General features: G+C 38.4%; 11 protein-coding genes. 5 read left to right on the forward strand and 6 right to left on the reverse strand.

The window, feature by feature from the left end; genetic code table 11:
- Positions 1 to 9 precede the first annotated feature (9 nt).
- The 3 genes from A8F94_RS21370 to A8F94_RS21380 are packed head-to-tail and all read left to right on the forward strand — an operon-like array spanning position 10 to position 3,126.
- Positions 10 to 582, forward strand: coding sequence for an ECF-type riboflavin transporter substrate-binding protein (locus A8F94_RS21370; RefSeq protein WP_066205352.1), 573 nt, complete (start codon positions 10 to 12; stop codon positions 580 to 582).
- Positions 563 to 2,305, forward strand: a complete 1,743-nt coding sequence (locus tag A8F94_RS21375; protein WP_066205355.1) for an ABC transporter ATP-binding protein — start codon at positions 563 to 565, stop codon at positions 2,303 to 2,305. Before A8F94_RS21370 ends, A8F94_RS21375 begins: the two co-directional genes overlap by 20 nt.
- Positions 2,296 to 3,126: an energy-coupling factor transporter transmembrane component T family protein gene (locus tag A8F94_RS21380; RefSeq protein ID WP_066205358.1), complete on the forward strand. Its 831-nt coding sequence runs from the start codon at positions 2,296 to 2,298 to the stop codon at positions 3,124 to 3,126. Before A8F94_RS21375 ends, A8F94_RS21380 begins: the two co-directional genes overlap by 10 nt.
- 444 nt (positions 3,127 to 3,570) lie before the next feature.
- Here the strand turns inward: A8F94_RS21380 and A8F94_RS21385 are convergent, their stop codons facing one another.
- The 3 genes from A8F94_RS21385 to A8F94_RS21395 form a co-directional block, all read right to left on the reverse strand.
- Positions 3,571 to 4,728, reverse strand: a complete 1,158-nt coding sequence (locus A8F94_RS21385) for a M20 metallopeptidase family protein (protein WP_066205361.1) — start codon at positions 4,726 to 4,728, stop codon at positions 3,571 to 3,573.
- A 20-nt stretch (positions 4,729 to 4,748) separates the two neighbouring features.
- On the reverse strand, positions 4,749 to 6,158 hold the full coding sequence (locus tag A8F94_RS21390) for a YfcC family protein (RefSeq protein ID WP_066205366.1): 1,410 nt from the start codon (positions 6,156 to 6,158) through the stop codon (positions 4,749 to 4,751).
- A 411-nt stretch (positions 6,159 to 6,569) separates the two neighbouring features.
- Positions 6,570 to 7,760 carry a coenzyme F420-0:L-glutamate ligase gene (locus tag A8F94_RS21395; RefSeq protein WP_066205372.1) on the reverse strand — a complete coding sequence of 397 codons (1,191 nt, stop codon included), beginning with the start codon at positions 7,758 to 7,760 and terminating at the stop codon, positions 6,570 to 6,572.
- Between the two features lie 136 nt (positions 7,761 to 7,896).
- Between A8F94_RS21395 and A8F94_RS21400 the strand changes: the two genes are divergently transcribed.
- Positions 7,897 to 8,781 carry a LysR family transcriptional regulator gene (locus A8F94_RS21400; protein WP_066205376.1) on the forward strand — a complete coding sequence of 295 codons (885 nt, stop codon included), beginning with the start codon at positions 7,897 to 7,899 and terminating at the stop codon, positions 8,779 to 8,781.
- A 190-nt stretch (positions 8,782 to 8,971) separates the two neighbouring features.
- On the opposite strand, the gene A8F94_RS21405 is transcribed toward A8F94_RS21400, so the two are convergent.
- Together A8F94_RS21405 and A8F94_RS21410 are read right to left on the reverse strand one after the other, a co-directional pair.
- Positions 8,972 to 10,363: an amino acid permease gene (locus A8F94_RS21405; RefSeq protein WP_066205382.1), complete on the reverse strand. Its 1,392-nt coding sequence runs from the start codon at positions 10,361 to 10,363 to the stop codon at positions 8,972 to 8,974.
- Between the two features lie 312 nt (positions 10,364 to 10,675).
- Positions 10,676 to 12,565 (reverse strand): M48 family metallopeptidase, encoded by a 1,890-nt coding sequence (locus A8F94_RS21410; RefSeq protein ID WP_066205385.1) that lies wholly within the window; start codon positions 12,563 to 12,565, stop codon positions 10,676 to 10,678.
- Positions 12,566 to 12,985: 420 nt separating this feature from the next.
- On the opposite strand from A8F94_RS21410, the gene A8F94_RS21415 reads away from it, so the two are divergent.
- Complete coding sequence (locus tag A8F94_RS21415) at positions 12,986 to 13,858, forward strand: MBL fold metallo-hydrolase (protein ID WP_066205388.1); 873 nt, start codon at positions 12,986 to 12,988, stop codon at positions 13,856 to 13,858.
- Between the two features lie 155 nt (positions 13,859 to 14,013).
- On the opposite strand, the gene A8F94_RS21420 is transcribed toward A8F94_RS21415, so the two are convergent.
- Entirely contained in the window at positions 14,014 to 15,195 is a 1,182-nt protein-coding gene (locus tag A8F94_RS21420) for a NupC/NupG family nucleoside CNT transporter (RefSeq protein ID WP_066205396.1), read from the reverse strand.
- Between the last annotated feature and the right edge of the window lie 197 nt (positions 15,196 to 15,392).

The following is a 15,392-nucleotide window of genomic DNA, read 5'->3' on the forward strand; positions in this document are numbered from 1 at the left end:
GAGTTTGAGATGAGGAGTAACAAATCATTATCCATTAAAACCATTGTTGCGATTGGGATTGGCTCAGCAATCTTTGTAATCTTAGGCAGATTCGTTTCCATCCCAACAGGAATTCCAAACACAGAAATTCAATCAGCTTATGCCTTTTTAGCTCTAATGGCAGTTATATTTGGACCGATTGCAGGGGGACTGATTGGATTAATCGGCCACGCATTAAAAGATGCGATTTTTTATGGTTCACCTTGGTGGAGCTGGGTTCTAGTATCGATGCTTGTTGGATTTCTAATTGGCCTTGTCTCGAAAAAAATCAATATGGAATCAGGCGTATTCGGCGCAAAACAAATCATTTTATTTAATGTTGTCCAAGCGCTTGCCCAGGCATTTGGGTGGTTTCTTGTTGCCCCGACATTGGATATCTGGATTTATGCAGAACCAGCAAATAAAGTATATACCCAAGGGTTGGTTGCAGGACTTTCCAACATTGTTACGGTGGCTGTGATTGGTACTCTGCTCTTAATCGCCTATGCAAAAACAAGGGTCCAAAGCGGGAGTCTGAAAAAAGATGATTCCATCAACAATTAAACCGGCTGGTGCCCGGCGTCCCGTTATTCAATTTGAAAATTTCAGCTTTAAATACCGAAGCCAGACTGAACCTACCCTCCAAAACATTGATTTGACCATTTATGAAGGGGAAAAAGTACTAATTGTTGGGCCTTCAGGGTCGGGGAAAAGTACAATCGGCCATTGTATAAACGGTCTTGCCCCTTTTTCCTATAAAGGGGATGTAACCGGGAGTTTAAAAATCCTGGACCAGGAAACCAAAACGCTCGACATTTTTTCCTTATCCAAAATGGTCGGCACCGTTTTACAGGATCCGGACGGACAATTTATCGGGCTTACGGTTGGAGAGGATATTGCATTCGCGTTAGAAAATGACTGCCGTCCGCAGGAAAATATGCAATCAATCGTAGCGGAAGTTGCAGAAATGGTTGAGATGAATGATTATTTACATGCTTCAACACATCAATTATCTGGTGGGCAAAAGCAGCGGGTATCGCTTGCAGGTGTAATGGTAGACAATGTTGATATTCTTCTCTTTGACGAGCCGGTAGCCAATCTTGATCCAGCAACAGGTAAGCATGCGATTGCCCTTATTGATCGTATTAAGAAAGAAACGGATACAACGGTCGTCATCATTGAGCACCGGATTGAAGATGTTTTGGATTGCCCTGTTGACCGAATCATCGTCCTGGATGAAGGCCGGATTGTAGCGGATATGAACCCCGATGAAATATTGTCTTCGTCCATATTAGAAAACACGAATCTTCGTGAGCCATTATATGTAAAAGCTGTAAAATATGCTGGCGTACAGGTTACCGAAGAAATGAAGCCCGCACATCTCCATTCGTTTCAAATCAATCTGTTCAAGGATAGGCTCATGGCTTGGTTTGAAGCAATGAGCCCGCCTAAACCGAAGGAACCGACAGTTCCTATTTTGGAACTCGAGAACATTTGCTTCGGCTATCTGCCTGGTCAGGAAACGATCCGAAATGTATCATTTTCCGTTTATAAAGGAGAAATGATGGCGATTGCCGGTAAAAATGGCGCAGGAAAATCAACACTTTCCAAGCTCATTTGCGGCTTTGAAAAACCGACGTCAGGCCGCATCCTTTTTAATGGAAAGGATATTACAAATGATACAATCAAGGAGCGTTCACTCAGAATTGGCCTCGTCATGCAAAATCCAAACCAGATGATTTCCAAGCATATGATTTTTGATGAGGTGGCCCTCGGTCTTGTATTAAGGGGGCTGCCAGAAGCAGAAATAAAGGAACGGGTGGAAAAAACATTAACGGTTTGCGGTCTTTATCCGTTTCGGCACTGGCCGATTTCTGCTTTAAGCTTTGGACAAAGAAAAAGAGTTACGATTGCTTCCATTCTAGTGCTGGAACCGGAAATTATTATTCTAGATGAACCTACAGCCGGTCAAGACTTCAAACATTATACAGAAATTATGGAGTTCTTAGAGGGCTTAAACGAGCAGGGGATTACGATCATCATGATTACCCATGATATGCACTTAATGCTTGAGTATACACCAAGGGCGATTGTAATTGTCGGCGGTGAAAAGATTGCTGATGATACATCTGTAAATATTCTTACCAATCGAGAGGTGATTGATAAAGCCAATTTAAAAGAAACTTCGTTGTTCGAATTGGCCATAAATGCAGGGATTGACGAACCGAGGGAATTCGTTGGCCGGTTTATTGCCTATGATAAGGAGGTCCGTATAAGGTGGCAGTAGAAATGTTGGCCTATATTGAGCGGCGTTCGCCCATCCATGAGCTTACAGGAGTGACAAAACTCCTGTGCTTTATCATGTGGTCAACCGCCGCAATGCTTACCTATGATACTCGGGTGCTCCTGTTTTTGTTGGCTGCAAGTATCTATGTTTTTGTGTTATCAAAAATAAAATTAAAGGAAGTTTCGTTTGTACTCATTTTTATATTAATATTTTTACTAATTAACAATATTGCAATTTACCTTTTTTCTCCGCAAGAGGGCGTGAAAATATATGGCACCAGCCATGTGTTAGTTGAAATTGTTGGACGATATAACGTGACACTGGAACAGCTTTTCTATCAATTCAATATCACAATCAAATATTTTACGGTTATTCCGGTAGCGATCCTTTTCATCGTTGCAACTCACCCGAGTGAGTTCGCCGCTTCCCTTAACCGAATTGGTGTCAGCTACCGAATTTCTTATTCTGTGGCACTTGCATTAAGATATATCCCTGACATTCAGCGGGACTTCCGCAATATTGCGATTTCCCAGCAGGCAAGAGGAATCGACATGTCGAGAAAAGAAAAGCTGTCCAAACGAATAAAAAATACCGCCTCAATTATCGTACCACTTATCTTATCCAGTTTGGATCGAATTGAAGTGATCAGTAATGCAATGGAACTGCGGGGGTTTGGAAAAAACAAGAAACGCACATGGTACAGTGCGCGACCATTTAGGAAAAAAGATTACGCAGCACTTATTTTAGTTATTGCTATACTGATCTTGTCACTCATTATCACTTTTCATGATGGTGGAAGGTTTTATAATCCGTTTATATAAAAGAAACTCGCAAAATCGGCGAGTTTCTTTGCTATTTATCAACATTTACTGCATGTACCGCAAATGAGCGAAATAATAATGGAAAACCTAATTTTGATATGCCATGGTGAGCCAAATCACAAGTGATGGTAAAGCAGAGGGTGGAAATTGTGCCTGATAATCAGTAGTTAGATAAGATAATTACTAATAAAGGAATAAAAAAAGAGTAAACATTGAAAAAGCCTCTGGTATACACCAAAGGCTTTTATCATGATTTAAATTAGTTTATTGTATTAGCTGTTGCTCTTCCAAATTCTTTGGCACCAACTAGGCCGTCATCTGTGATAACAATATACTTTAATTTATTTTTGTATGATTTAACAAAATCTGATAGCCGCCCAAGAATCAAAAATTCTCCGCAGAGAATAAAGAGAATTAAGTTCTTTGTTCCTTGAAGATGGTTAATTACGCATTTACTGCAAGTTGAATCATCAGTTCGATACCCGCTGGAATCGCAGCTTCATCTAAATCGAATTTTGGGTGATGGTGAGGGTACGAGCTGTTTTCGCTTTTCATCCCGACATGAATAAATGCTCCGACTTTTTCCTTCACGTAGAAGGCAAAATCTTCTGCCCCGAATACAGGTTCAATTGATGAGAAGACTTCATTGCCAAAGGTGTTCTCTATAATTCCTCTAGCAACATCGCACGCTTCTTGGTGATTGTATAGTGGAGGAGTTCCCTCGATTAATTTTAAATGTCCTTTTGCATCAAAGCTTTCGCAAATAGACTCCGTTAACTTAGCTGTTTTCTGAAGCATTAATTCGGCACCCTCTTGCGTTAAGGCTCTTATTGTTCCTGAAAGTATCACTTTATCAGGAATTACATTGTAGGACATACCCGTTTGAATTCCAGTAATTGAAATGACGCCACCATGTATAGGATTTAAATTACGGCTAACAATCGACTGAAATGCTTGTATAAGGTGACTTGCAATATAAATAGGATCCACCGTTTCATGAGGGTTACCAGCATGGCCACCTTGACCTTCAATAACAATATCAAAGTCATCACTTGATGCCATGAAAGGACCTACCGGAAATCCAATTTTGCCCAAAGGAATATTTGACATATAATGAATACCGTAAATGGCATCAACATTATCTAATAGTCCTTCTTTTACAAGTTGTTGTGCCCCGCTTGGTGACATTTCTTCAGAACTTTGGAAAATGAGAACAATATTATTTTTAACCAAATGTGCATTTTCGCTCATCCACTTTGCAGCTGCAAGTAAAGTAGCAGTATGACCATCGTGACCGCATGCATGCATGACGCCAGAGACTGTTGAAGTATAGGGCTTGTCTCCTTCTTCAATAATCGGAAGAGCATCCATATCTGCCCGCAAAGCGATCGTTTTTTCACCATCTGTTCCTTTAAAATAAGCGATGACGTTGGGCTCGGAGAATTTCTCCATTATCGGAATTCCGAATTCGCCTAATTTTTCTCTGACGTAAGCCGCTGTTTGGTATTCTTTCCCCGATAATTCAGGGTACATATGAAAATGTCTGCGTTGTTTAATCGACCAGTCAATTAGCTGCTGATCCGCGTAGTGTAATTGAAACATAAAGTACCTCCATTCGTTCACTAAAATGGGCCATATTGAATGGCTTGTGCAATAATCAGAAAAATAATACTAATAATGATTTGGATAAAGGTAAATGGTAAAACCCACTTAATCCATTTTGTAAAAGGAATTCCAGCAACAGCTAGTCCTGCAAGCAAGACACCTGAAGTAGGAAATAATGAATTCGAAATACCATCTCCAAGTTGATAAGCAAGTACAGCCGTTTGTCTTGTTATACCAACAAGATCAGCTAATGGTGCCATAATTGGCATTGTAAGGGCTGCTTGCCCACTTCCCGACGGCACTAGGAAATTTAGGAAAAGTTGCAAAAAGAACATTCCGATGGCGGTAAAAAAAGGTGATAGCTCACTAAGTAAGCTAGAAGCAGAGTACAGTATCGTATCGATTAATTTTCCATCTTGTATAACGACGAGAATTGCTTGAGCAAATCCAATGATTAAAGCTCCTCCAACTAATTCTTTTGCTCCATCAATAAAACTATCTGCAATCTGGCTGGGGGATAAATTTCCTGCAACCCCAAATATAATTCCAAATAATAAAAACAATCCTGCTATTTCAGTAATGTACCATCCATATTTAATAACACCAAAAATTAAAACAACAAAATTTAGTAAGAATAAGGTTAATATTATTTTATGCCGGAAAGTTAAAATGACATCTGTCTTTATTTTAACTTCATCTTCATTTGTAAAGTGACCTAAAAATCTAAGATTCGGATTGGCCTTAATTTTTTTCGCGTATCGGTATACATATAGTCCTGCAGCCAAATATAAAACAAAAAAGAGCACGATTCTTAAGCCTATCCCGGAGAACGTAGGCAATTCTGCAATACTTTGTGCAACTCCAATATTAAAGGGATTGAGAACAGCAGCCATAAATCCTACTCCAGCACCCAATGAAACAATTGCATATCCAACGATAGCATCCATCTTTAACGATACGGCTAATGGCGCAATTATGGCAATATAGACAATCGTTTCTTCAGCCAATCCCATTAAGGCCCCGGCTACCGCAAAAAAGAACATAAGTACAGGAATAAGCAGTAATTCTCTATTTCCTAATTTCTTTGTCATAGAGATAATGAAAGCATCGAGGGCACCCGTAGATTTTAAAATTCCAAATGCTCCCCCTACAATTAAAACGAAGAAAATTATACCAGCTCCATTAATCATCCCAATATGAATATTATTAAAAATATCTAAAAATCCAACCGGTGATGGTTCTGTATATTGAAATGAATCTGGAACCACTAAAGTTCGCCCATTTTCTTCAAATCGCTCATACTCGCCTGCAGGTAAAAAATATGTTAGGACTGCCGAAATAACAATAACACCAAATAGTAAAACAAACGCATTTATGTTAAGAGCTCTTTTGTCCTTAATTGTCCTTTTTGAGTGTTCTTGATGCATGTATATAAACTCCTTTACGTTAATCCTTTATTGTATATTAATGCAGTTTATTTTAATTTATATTCATATTCAATACAATGCAATAATATTGGTATTTTTTTAAAATAATTCATTTGATGGGATGAAAGCGAAATTTAATCAGTTATACTTTTGCATAATTAAATAGTGGTATATAAAAATTATTATGCTTATGGTGGACTTGGGTAATGGAACTATTCGGAAATAGATCAACCTAAAGGAATGAGAGAGGCAACAATTTCGCCAGCGGGCTATTATATGGAAATTAGGTATTAGGTGAACCGTATCGCTTACCAACTATTAAAGCAGGAAAATTAAATTGTCCTACAGCTTAGAGTAATTAAAGTAAAAAAAGGATGTCTGAATTTAGGAGACATCCTTTTTGTTTTGATTTTATTTTGTATAGTTATCGAAGTAACCTTGAATATAGACCATTGGTGTTCCTTTGTCTCCACTGCCTGAAGTCAAATCAGATAAGGATCCAATTAGGTCTGTTAGTTTACGAGGTGTAGTACCTTGTGCTTCCATTGCACCAACTAGGTCGTCTTTTTTATTATGGATGAATTCAGAAATAGCTTGTTTTAACTCTTCTCCCTGAAGATGAGAGAAGTTGTTATCCGCCAAGTATTTTAATTTCACTTCGTTTGGAGTACCATTAAGTCCTTTAGTGTAAGCAGGTGACACTACTGGATCTGCAAGCTCCCATATTTTCCCGACTGGGTCTTTAAATGCCCCATCACCATAAACCATTACCTCAACGGTTTTACCTGTTGCTTCTTTGATTTTTGCTTGAATCCCGTCAACGATTGGTTGACAGTTGTTTGGGAATAGTTTTACGCTGTCTTCAGTTGCTTTATTTGATCCAAGTAGACCATAAGCTTCATTAAAGCCGCTGCCATTAATTGATTCTGAAAGAATATCATCAAGTCCGTATACTTTTTCCGCACCATTGTTTGTTAAGATTCGTTTTGTTCTGAAACGTGAGTGTATATCACAAGTTAACACGTTCTTTGTATAGTCTAAAATCGTTTTTGGGTTATTTGAGAAAATAACTTCGCAAGTTACACCTTCTGCCTCAATCAGGGATTTATAGTATTCGATGTAATCAATACCTGTAAATGGATGTTGGATAAAACCGAAATGTTCACGGAACTGAGCTTCAGATAATACATCTGTCCATGGATTAATGCCTTTATTGTCTAGTTCGTCGATGTCTACAAGGTGGTTCCCGACTTCATCAGATGGATAGCTTAACATTAAGACTATACTCTTTGCCCCTTTTGCTATTCCTCTTAAGCAGCTTGCAAAACGATTGCGACTTAGAATTGGAAAAATGACACCAATCGTTTCGTGACCGAATTTTGCTTTAACATCTGTAGCTATATCGTCAATTGTCGCATAGTTTCCTTGTGCACGAGCGACAATGGATTCAGTTATTGTTACAATGTCACGATCCTCAATCGAAAATCCTTCAACTTTTGCTGCATTTATTACTGTATCAACAACAATTTGCTCAATATTATCACCTTTGTTGATGATGGGACCGCGTAGCCCACGAACTACTGTTCCAACAGCTCTTGTCAATTTAACCTCTCCTCTAATTGATTACACTTTATATAGAATTAAGTACTTATTTTTAAACGTTATAAGTTTACTATACCTCTCTAAAGTGATATAAGTAAAATTAATATTTGTTATATCGAGTATAAGGAGAACTTATATGGTTGGGAAATTGGATTTATATCGTATATTTAATGTCGTTAGCCGAAATAACAGTTTTTCTAGAGCAGCACAGGAATTATATATGACACAATCTGCAGTTAGTCAGGCTATTATGAAACTTGAAAAGGAATTAGAAATACAACTTTTCTATCGAACATCTAAGGGTATAGTATTAACAGATCAAGGAAAATTATTAAATGAGCATATTAAGTCAGCCCTAGGAATGATCAATGTCGCAGAAGAAAAGATATTTGAATTTAAAACATTAAAGACTGGACAATTACGTATCGGGGTTGGGGATACCATCTCCCGCTATTTTTTATTACCTTATTTGGAGGAATTTCATGCAAGGTACCCTGGAATCAAGTTAAATATATTAAATGGAACCACAACAGAAATCTGTGATTTTATTAAATCCGGAAAGGCAGATGTGGGGATATGTAATTTGCCAATCTATGACAACCACCTTCAAGTCATACCGTGTAAGGAGATTCAAGATATTTTTGTCTGTGGAGAAAAATTTAAAAAATTAACGAATAAGCCGGTTAGTTTAGAGTATTTAATGGGGCTGCCATTAATTTTTTTAGAAAAGAAATCGAATTCACGAATGTTTGTCGAAAATTTCCTTAAAAAGAGGGGCTTTCATGTTTCACCTGTTTTTGAACTTGGGTCATATGATTTAGTTTTAGAATTTACAAAAATAAATTTAGGTATTTCTTGTGTCATAAAAGAGTTTTCAAGCCATTATTTAGAAAGAGGAGATTTATACGAGATAAGGCTAGAAGAGGAAATCCCCAAAAGGAGTATAGGCATATGCTATTTAAAAAATGTACCATTGTCGCGCGCAGCGAAGAAGTTTGTAGAAAGAATAAATAATGTCTGAAGCAGTAAAAACTCATTTAGATGGATCACGGGGAGCCATACCCAAAAAATGAGGATATAAAAGTCGATGAGATCTCTAGTACTTTTAATAAAGCCCGTTGATAGAGGGGGCTTATTGCTCTCTCCATGGCATTTAAAAAAGGTGAGCTACCTTGTCTTTATGACAATGTAAGCTCACTCCTAAGTAATTCTTATCCTTTATTCATTACACTATGCTTTTTACCGTAAGCAAAATAGAAAATTAGTCCCAATAGAAACCAGATACCAGATGCAACCCATGTAAAAAATGAGAGCCGGGTAATTAAGAATAAACAGAGTAAGAATGAACAAATCGGTAAGAAAGGAAATAATGGTACCTTATAACCACCGGATGGAAGATTCTTATTTTTTCTTAAGTAAATAACCCCGATTGATACGATTGTAAATGCAATTAAAGTTCCGATATTTACTAGTTCCGCTAGGCTGGATAACGGGATGAAGCCGGCACAAAAAGCTACAAGTGTTGCAAACACCCACGTATTTTTAACGGGTGTTTTATATTTTTTACTAAGCTCAAACATACTTTTCGGCAGCAATCCATCACGGCCAAACGCGTAAAGAAGTCTGGTTCCGCCATATGCCATAACAAGGATAACTGTCATCATCCCGATAACGGCACCAAGTGAAATAACGCCAGCCACCCAATCCTGATTAACCATCTGCATAACAAAGGTAACTGGGTCACTTACATTTAGCTGTGTGTATGGAAGAATTCCAGTCAAAACAAGCGAAACAGAAACATAAAGGATTGTACAAATAAATAATGATCCAATAATTCCAATTGGCATATTACGTTTTGGGTTCTTTACCTCTTCAGCAGCTGACGAAACAGCATCAAACCCCAGATAAGCAAAGAAAACAAGAGCTGCCCCATTTATAACGCCATTCACTCCGAACGGCATGAACGGTTGCCAATTAGCAGGCTCAACATAGAAAATGCCTACTACAATAAATAAGAGAATAACCCCTACTTTAATGAATACCATGATCATATTGAACTTCGTTGATTCTCTAATTCCAAGCGTTAATATATACGCAATGGCCAATATAATGGCTATAGCTGGTACATTTACATATGTTCCATCTGCGGGATTAAACGAACCAGAGATGGCCTTTGGAATTGTAATATTAAAGCCCTCCAACAAAGCACTTAAATATGCAGACCAACCAGTTGCCACCGCTGCAACTGCCAAGCCATATTCCAACAGCAAAGCCCATCCAACTAACCAAGCGACTAATTCACCAAATACGATGTACGAATACGTATACGCACTACCCGTTACTGGTACGGATGATGAAAATTCTGAATAACACATGGCTGCCAATGCGCAGACAATAGCAGCGATAATAAAGGAAAAAATTATAGCCGGTCCGGCGTGCACCGCAGCTACTGTCCCTGGCAGAATAAATATACCTGTTCCGACAATCGCACCTACTCCAAGCAAAATTAAATCAAAAGCTCCTAACGTTTGCTGCAGCTGGATAGAACCCTTCTTTATTAGTAACTCCTCTAAATTTTTTCTCCTGAATAATATATTTTTCATACAAACCCTCATTTTTTAGAAAATATGTTAAAATTCTATATACTTATAAGCCTTAGGTCAATGGATTTTGTCAAATTACCAATATTTTTGTCGAATAATATCGCAACTTAAAATAATTGTTAAGAGTGCAAAAATAGTTTGTACAAGAGGGAATAAATCTAATCTTAATAAAAGAGGGTAGAAAAACAATCTCCTGCTCGGCTCCATTTCCATGCCGTTAAAGAGTAAGGGGGGAAAAGGGGAAGCCCATAAAATAAAGCCAGGGATCACCCAATTTATGGCTGATCCCTGGCCCTACTATTTTCAATGCTCCTATACACTTAGCGAAGCAGGTTTTTGTTGTTTACGATGCCCGAAGATGTGAGATTCTTCGACTTCCTTCACCTTTTTCTCAAAATCCTCATAACCGTTGAGAATGTAAAAATGGATGTTTTCGGCGATTTGGAGCTCTTGAGCATATTTTTCCAGTAGCTGGTCGGTGTATTCTTCCTGGTCAGTGTCTTCCGGAATTTCCACCATCAAGGCTAGGGCATACGCCTTTCTTTCCGGAATTAACTCAATGACTTTCCTGACCAGATAGGCCTCAACAATTTCACTGTGATGACTGAGTTCATCAGCAATTTCCGCAACTTCCTCATGATCTTTATCGTGTGGGACATACTGGTCGTCCAAGTTAACGGACCCGGACTCTTCTTCGAACTGCTTTAGTGTGTCTGGCCATGCTTCAAGCTGAGCTTGGGCGTCCTCAAATGCTTCCAATTGGCCAGTATAATAGTAATATTCGCTAAGAGCCTCCAAAGCCTCTTCCTTTAGCTCCCAATCAATTGATACCGATTTTCTGATAAAGTTCTCACCCTTTTGGGCGGTTTCTTCTTTATGCAGATAGATAGTTCCGAGTGTAAGGTAAGCCGGGGCAATAAGTTCATCGGGATATTCGGCAATAATTTCCTCCAGCAAAGCTGCAGCCGGTTCATACCCAATTAGATTGCGGGTCAGAATCGCCTTTTCAAATTTGTCTTGGAGATCAAGATCCTCACTATTTTCTAAGTCTTTCAATCTATTTTTTGCTTCATCATAGGAAGCAATTTGTTCCCTCCATCTTTCGCCGTTGTGTTCAAACCATGATTGATTGAATTGCTGCAAGATAGAATCCGGATTGGCAAAGAAGTAATCAAATGCCGATTCCTCATTTCGGGGGATATCGGATTTCATTCCGATAGCTTTTAACCGGTCAGTAAGGCAAGGGTGGGTATCCAATACGCCGCTTTCCCTTTCAAGTTCATTTTTTAGAAATGCTTCTGCCACCATTGAATCAATCTTTTGATATTTATTGAAAAATTGGGAATATGGCTGCGGCACAACGTTCGTTTTTGAACCTTCTTCGAAGAGTTCTTCAAAGTAATTTTCATAATAGTAATGCGCACCAATGGAGATCGAACATAACGTATCCCGGACTGTTTCCGGTGAGGTTACTCTGACGGCTGCCGCATCTGCAGCATATTCCTGCTGGCGGGCCATGACAAACGTATGGGCCGAGTACCTTGGATAAAACCATTTGATAAATTTGCGGAACAGGAATGTTCCAAACTGTTCGTTTTTTTCAAGGGAAGTCATGAGTTGAGCCCAAGTCATTCTCACACGATAAATCAGCGCACCGAACGATGTATCGGAATGGGAAATATGCGCAAGTTCGTGGGCTACTACGGAGGTGAACTGTTCCCGGGTCAGGCCGGACATCAGCGGAATCCCAATCCGCAGAATATTTTTCTTTGGGCCGAACAACCCAAATTTACGATGCTGTAAAACAGAGGCATTAAAATCATCATCTAGTACAATCGCATGAATTTTTGGTGTTTTAAGTATATTGCTAATGTCCGAGATTGTTTTGTCCAATTCAGGCGCTTCATTTTCTTTTAAATAATACCCTTCGGGAGGCGGCATTTTAACAAAAAGAGATTTAATAATGAAAAAAGATAAAGCCCCGGTTATCACCAATGCTTTTAGGCTGCCAAACGAGAAATGCCCATCAACTAAATACAGGACGGAAATAGTCAGTAAAAATAAAACCAAGCCAAGAAAGAATAAAATATATCCATAGCCAAGTGCCGTTAATAGTAGCACTTTAGAACGATAGGTACCTGGATTCTTCTCCGCCTTTGTTTCCAGTTTCCTTACCAGTAATTCAAACTCCTCATTCGTCATTCTCCATCACCTTTCCGGTTATTGAATCTAACTCGATTAAAGCATGTTTTTTCCAAATATTGTAGTCCCGATTTTTAGAAAATTACCATTTCTGACGTGGTAATATTTAACACATTCATGTTTTTGGTTTTTTTCATAAGGACGGAAATCGCTGGAATAGCAGCTAAAATAAAGGAGAAAATTATAGTCGGTCTAGTACTTAGGATTTGTTAAAATTTTTAAACTGAAGGTCGGGGCAAAAGAAGTTTATAAAAAATGAAATATATCTATTCTATAGAAGAGAACTATTTAATTTTTATATTGGTTCCAAGAAATTGTTAAGGGAAGATTTGGCCTATAGATTGTATATACAAACTGAGGGAAAATAAAATAGTAGGAAAACCGACTAACAACTTTATAAAAGAAAAGAGGCTGCACGATATGCATTTAATTAATAAAATAGGCAAGAGATTTTGGTATATCACTCCCATATCGGTGACCGACCGGCCCATCCTGGGTATGGTAGTGGGGGATAAAAAAACCTTAATGATTGATGCAGGCAACTCGGAAGACCATGCAAATTACTTTATCAGTGAACTTTTAAAAAGAGATGTTCCCAATCCTGATATTGTGGTCCTTACTCATTGGCATTGGGACCATATCTTTGGACTTTCCGCATTACCTAACACAGTTTCAATTGCTTCTGAAAAAACTAAAAAAGAAATGGAGAAGCTAATCCCGTTTTCGTGGTCAGACGAGGCATTGGATGAACGAGTGAAAGAAGGAACGGAAATTGAATTTTGTGCGAATGCAATTAAGGAGGAATACAAAAACCACCGGGATATCAAGATTGTGTTGCCGGATTTAACGTTTGATAAACGGGTCGAAATTGATCTCGGTGGGATAACTTGTATTGTACAGTATGTTGGGGGAGACCACGCTTCGGATTCAGTAATCGTGTATGTTAAAGAAGAAAAGATTCTCTTTCTTGCTGATTGCATATATCCGAATATGTATTCCGAAAAACAAAACTATACAATCAAGGAAACACTTCGGCTGTTAGATGTTTTAGAATCATTTGATGCAGATACATATATACCTTCACATCAAAAGCCCATTTCAAAAGAGGAATTTAATCAGGAAGCAGACAAGCTTAGAACAATTGCGAAATACACAGATAGTTGTGGTGGCGACAAACAGAAAATAATTGAGGAATATGAAAAGCATGTAAAGAGGGAACTTACAGAAGACGAAATGGAAACAATCGCGGACTTTGTAAATGGGTATCAATTAGCAGGCAGTGTTTATAAATGAGGTTTCATTTTATTAGAGAGAAGGCAGTGGGAGTATCCACTGCCTTCTTTGGTGAAAAAAATTAGAATTCGCAACTACGGCATGTTGGGGCTGCCTCTGCCTAATGGACGAGGTGTTTCCTTTTTAAACGCAACTACCGCGGTAACCGAGCACTTTTATAGAACGAAGCTAACGATAATGCCTGAAAGTATGCTTACAAGTGTGGCGCCATATAACAGCTTTAACCCAAAACTTGCGACGATATTGCCTTGCTCTTCATTCAGACTTTTTACTGCTCCAGTAATAATACCAATCGATGAGAAGTTGGCAAAGGAAACCAGGAATACAGAAAGAATCCCAAGTGTGCGGTCACTGAACTGATGGTCGCCTCCGGATAAATCCATCATCGCGACAAATTCATTTGTCACCAGCTTAGTCGCCATAATCCCCCCTGCACTAACGGCCTCTGATAAAGGAATACCCATTATAAGGGCAATTGGAGCAAAAAGATAACCTATTAGCCTCTGGAAGGAAACGTTAAATAGTAACTCAAACACGTTATTGATTGCCGCCATTAAGGCAATGAAGCCAATAAGCATTGCTCCGACGATAACGGCAACCTTGAAACCATCAAGAATATACTCTCCAATCATTTCAAAGAACGATTGCTTTTTTTCATCCTGAATTTCTAACATATCTTCATCTGGTTTTACTTCGTACGGGTTAATAATAGAAGCTATGATAAAACCGCCGAATAAATTTAAAACTACAGCTGTAACAACATATTTTGGCTCGAGCATCGTCATATAAGCGCCAACTATGGACATAGAAACCGTCGACATCGCAGAAGCACATAAAGTATACAATCGCTGTTTTGAAAGGAGGCCGAGTTGTTTTTTTAACGTGATGAAAACTTCCGATTGTCCGACCATCAGGGAAGCAACTGCATTATAGGATTCAAGCACACCCATCCTATTCACTTTACTTAATACCAATCCGATTCCCTTCATAAGGAACGGCAAAATTTTCAGATACTGGAGTATGCCAATTAATACAGAAATAAATACAATTGGCAGCAATACAGTTAAAAAGAATGGAGCCTCTCCCTCGTTGGCCATCCCGCCAAACACAAAGGAAATCCCTTCGTTTGCATATTCGAGCAGTATGCTAAAAACAGCCGATATGCCATTGATGATGATAAGCCCAAAATCTGTATTTAACAGTATGATTGATAAGATGATTTGAATGACAACCATCGTGATAATTGGTTTGAATTTGACCTCTTTCCGATTGGAACTTGCCAACCAAGCCAAAAACAATACAACAAGAATACCTAAAAAAGAAATACCATAATGCATATGTAACCCTCCTGATGAAATAAAACAATATGTACACGCTTCTAGTTAGTTACCACTAGTAAGTACCGCTAGACATAGTAACCTCTTTCACTAGTGATTGCAATGGATATTTTGTCCATAACTTAGTAAAAAGAACCATACAGATTAAAAAGGAAAAAAACGCATGAGCGTTTTTTCTTTTTTTGGGAAAAATACTT

The organism is Bacillus sp. FJAT-27225, from assembly GCF_001685025.1.
Classification (GTDB): Bacteria; Bacillota; Bacilli; order Bacillales; family Cytobacillaceae; genus Bacillus_D.

What these genes read in the sequence shown, in the direction of transcription:
- A8F94_RS21420 (WP_066205396.1), bottom strand. Translation starts at nt 15,195, where the DNA reads ATGCATTATGGTATTTCTTTTTTAGGTATTCTTGTTGTATTGTTTTTG.
- A8F94_RS21375 (WP_066205355.1), top strand. Translation starts at nt 563, where the DNA reads ATGATTCCATCAACAATTAAACCGGCTGGTGCCCGGCGTCCCGTTATT.
- A8F94_RS21385 (WP_066205361.1), bottom strand. Translation starts at nt 4,728, where the DNA reads ATGTTTCAATTACACTACGCGGATCAGCAGCTAATTGACTGGTCGATT.
- A8F94_RS21370 (WP_066205352.1), top strand. Translation starts at nt 10, where the DNA reads ATGAGGAGTAACAAATCATTATCCATTAAAACCATTGTTGCGATTGGG.
- A8F94_RS21405 (WP_066205382.1), bottom strand. Translation starts at nt 10,363, where the DNA reads ATGAAAAATATATTATTCAGGAGAAAAAATTTAGAGGAGTTACTAATA.
- A8F94_RS21390 (WP_066205366.1), bottom strand. Translation starts at nt 6,158, where the DNA reads ATGCATCAAGAACACTCAAAAAGGACAATTAAGGACAAAAGAGCTCTT.
- A8F94_RS21410 (WP_066205385.1), bottom strand. Translation starts at nt 12,565, where the DNA reads ATGACGAATGAGGAGTTTGAATTACTGGTAAGGAAACTGGAAACAAAG.
- A8F94_RS21400 (WP_066205376.1), top strand. Translation starts at nt 7,897, where the DNA reads ATGGTTGGGAAATTGGATTTATATCGTATATTTAATGTCGTTAGCCGA.
- A8F94_RS21415 (WP_066205388.1), top strand. Translation starts at nt 12,986, where the DNA reads ATGCATTTAATTAATAAAATAGGCAAGAGATTTTGGTATATCACTCCC.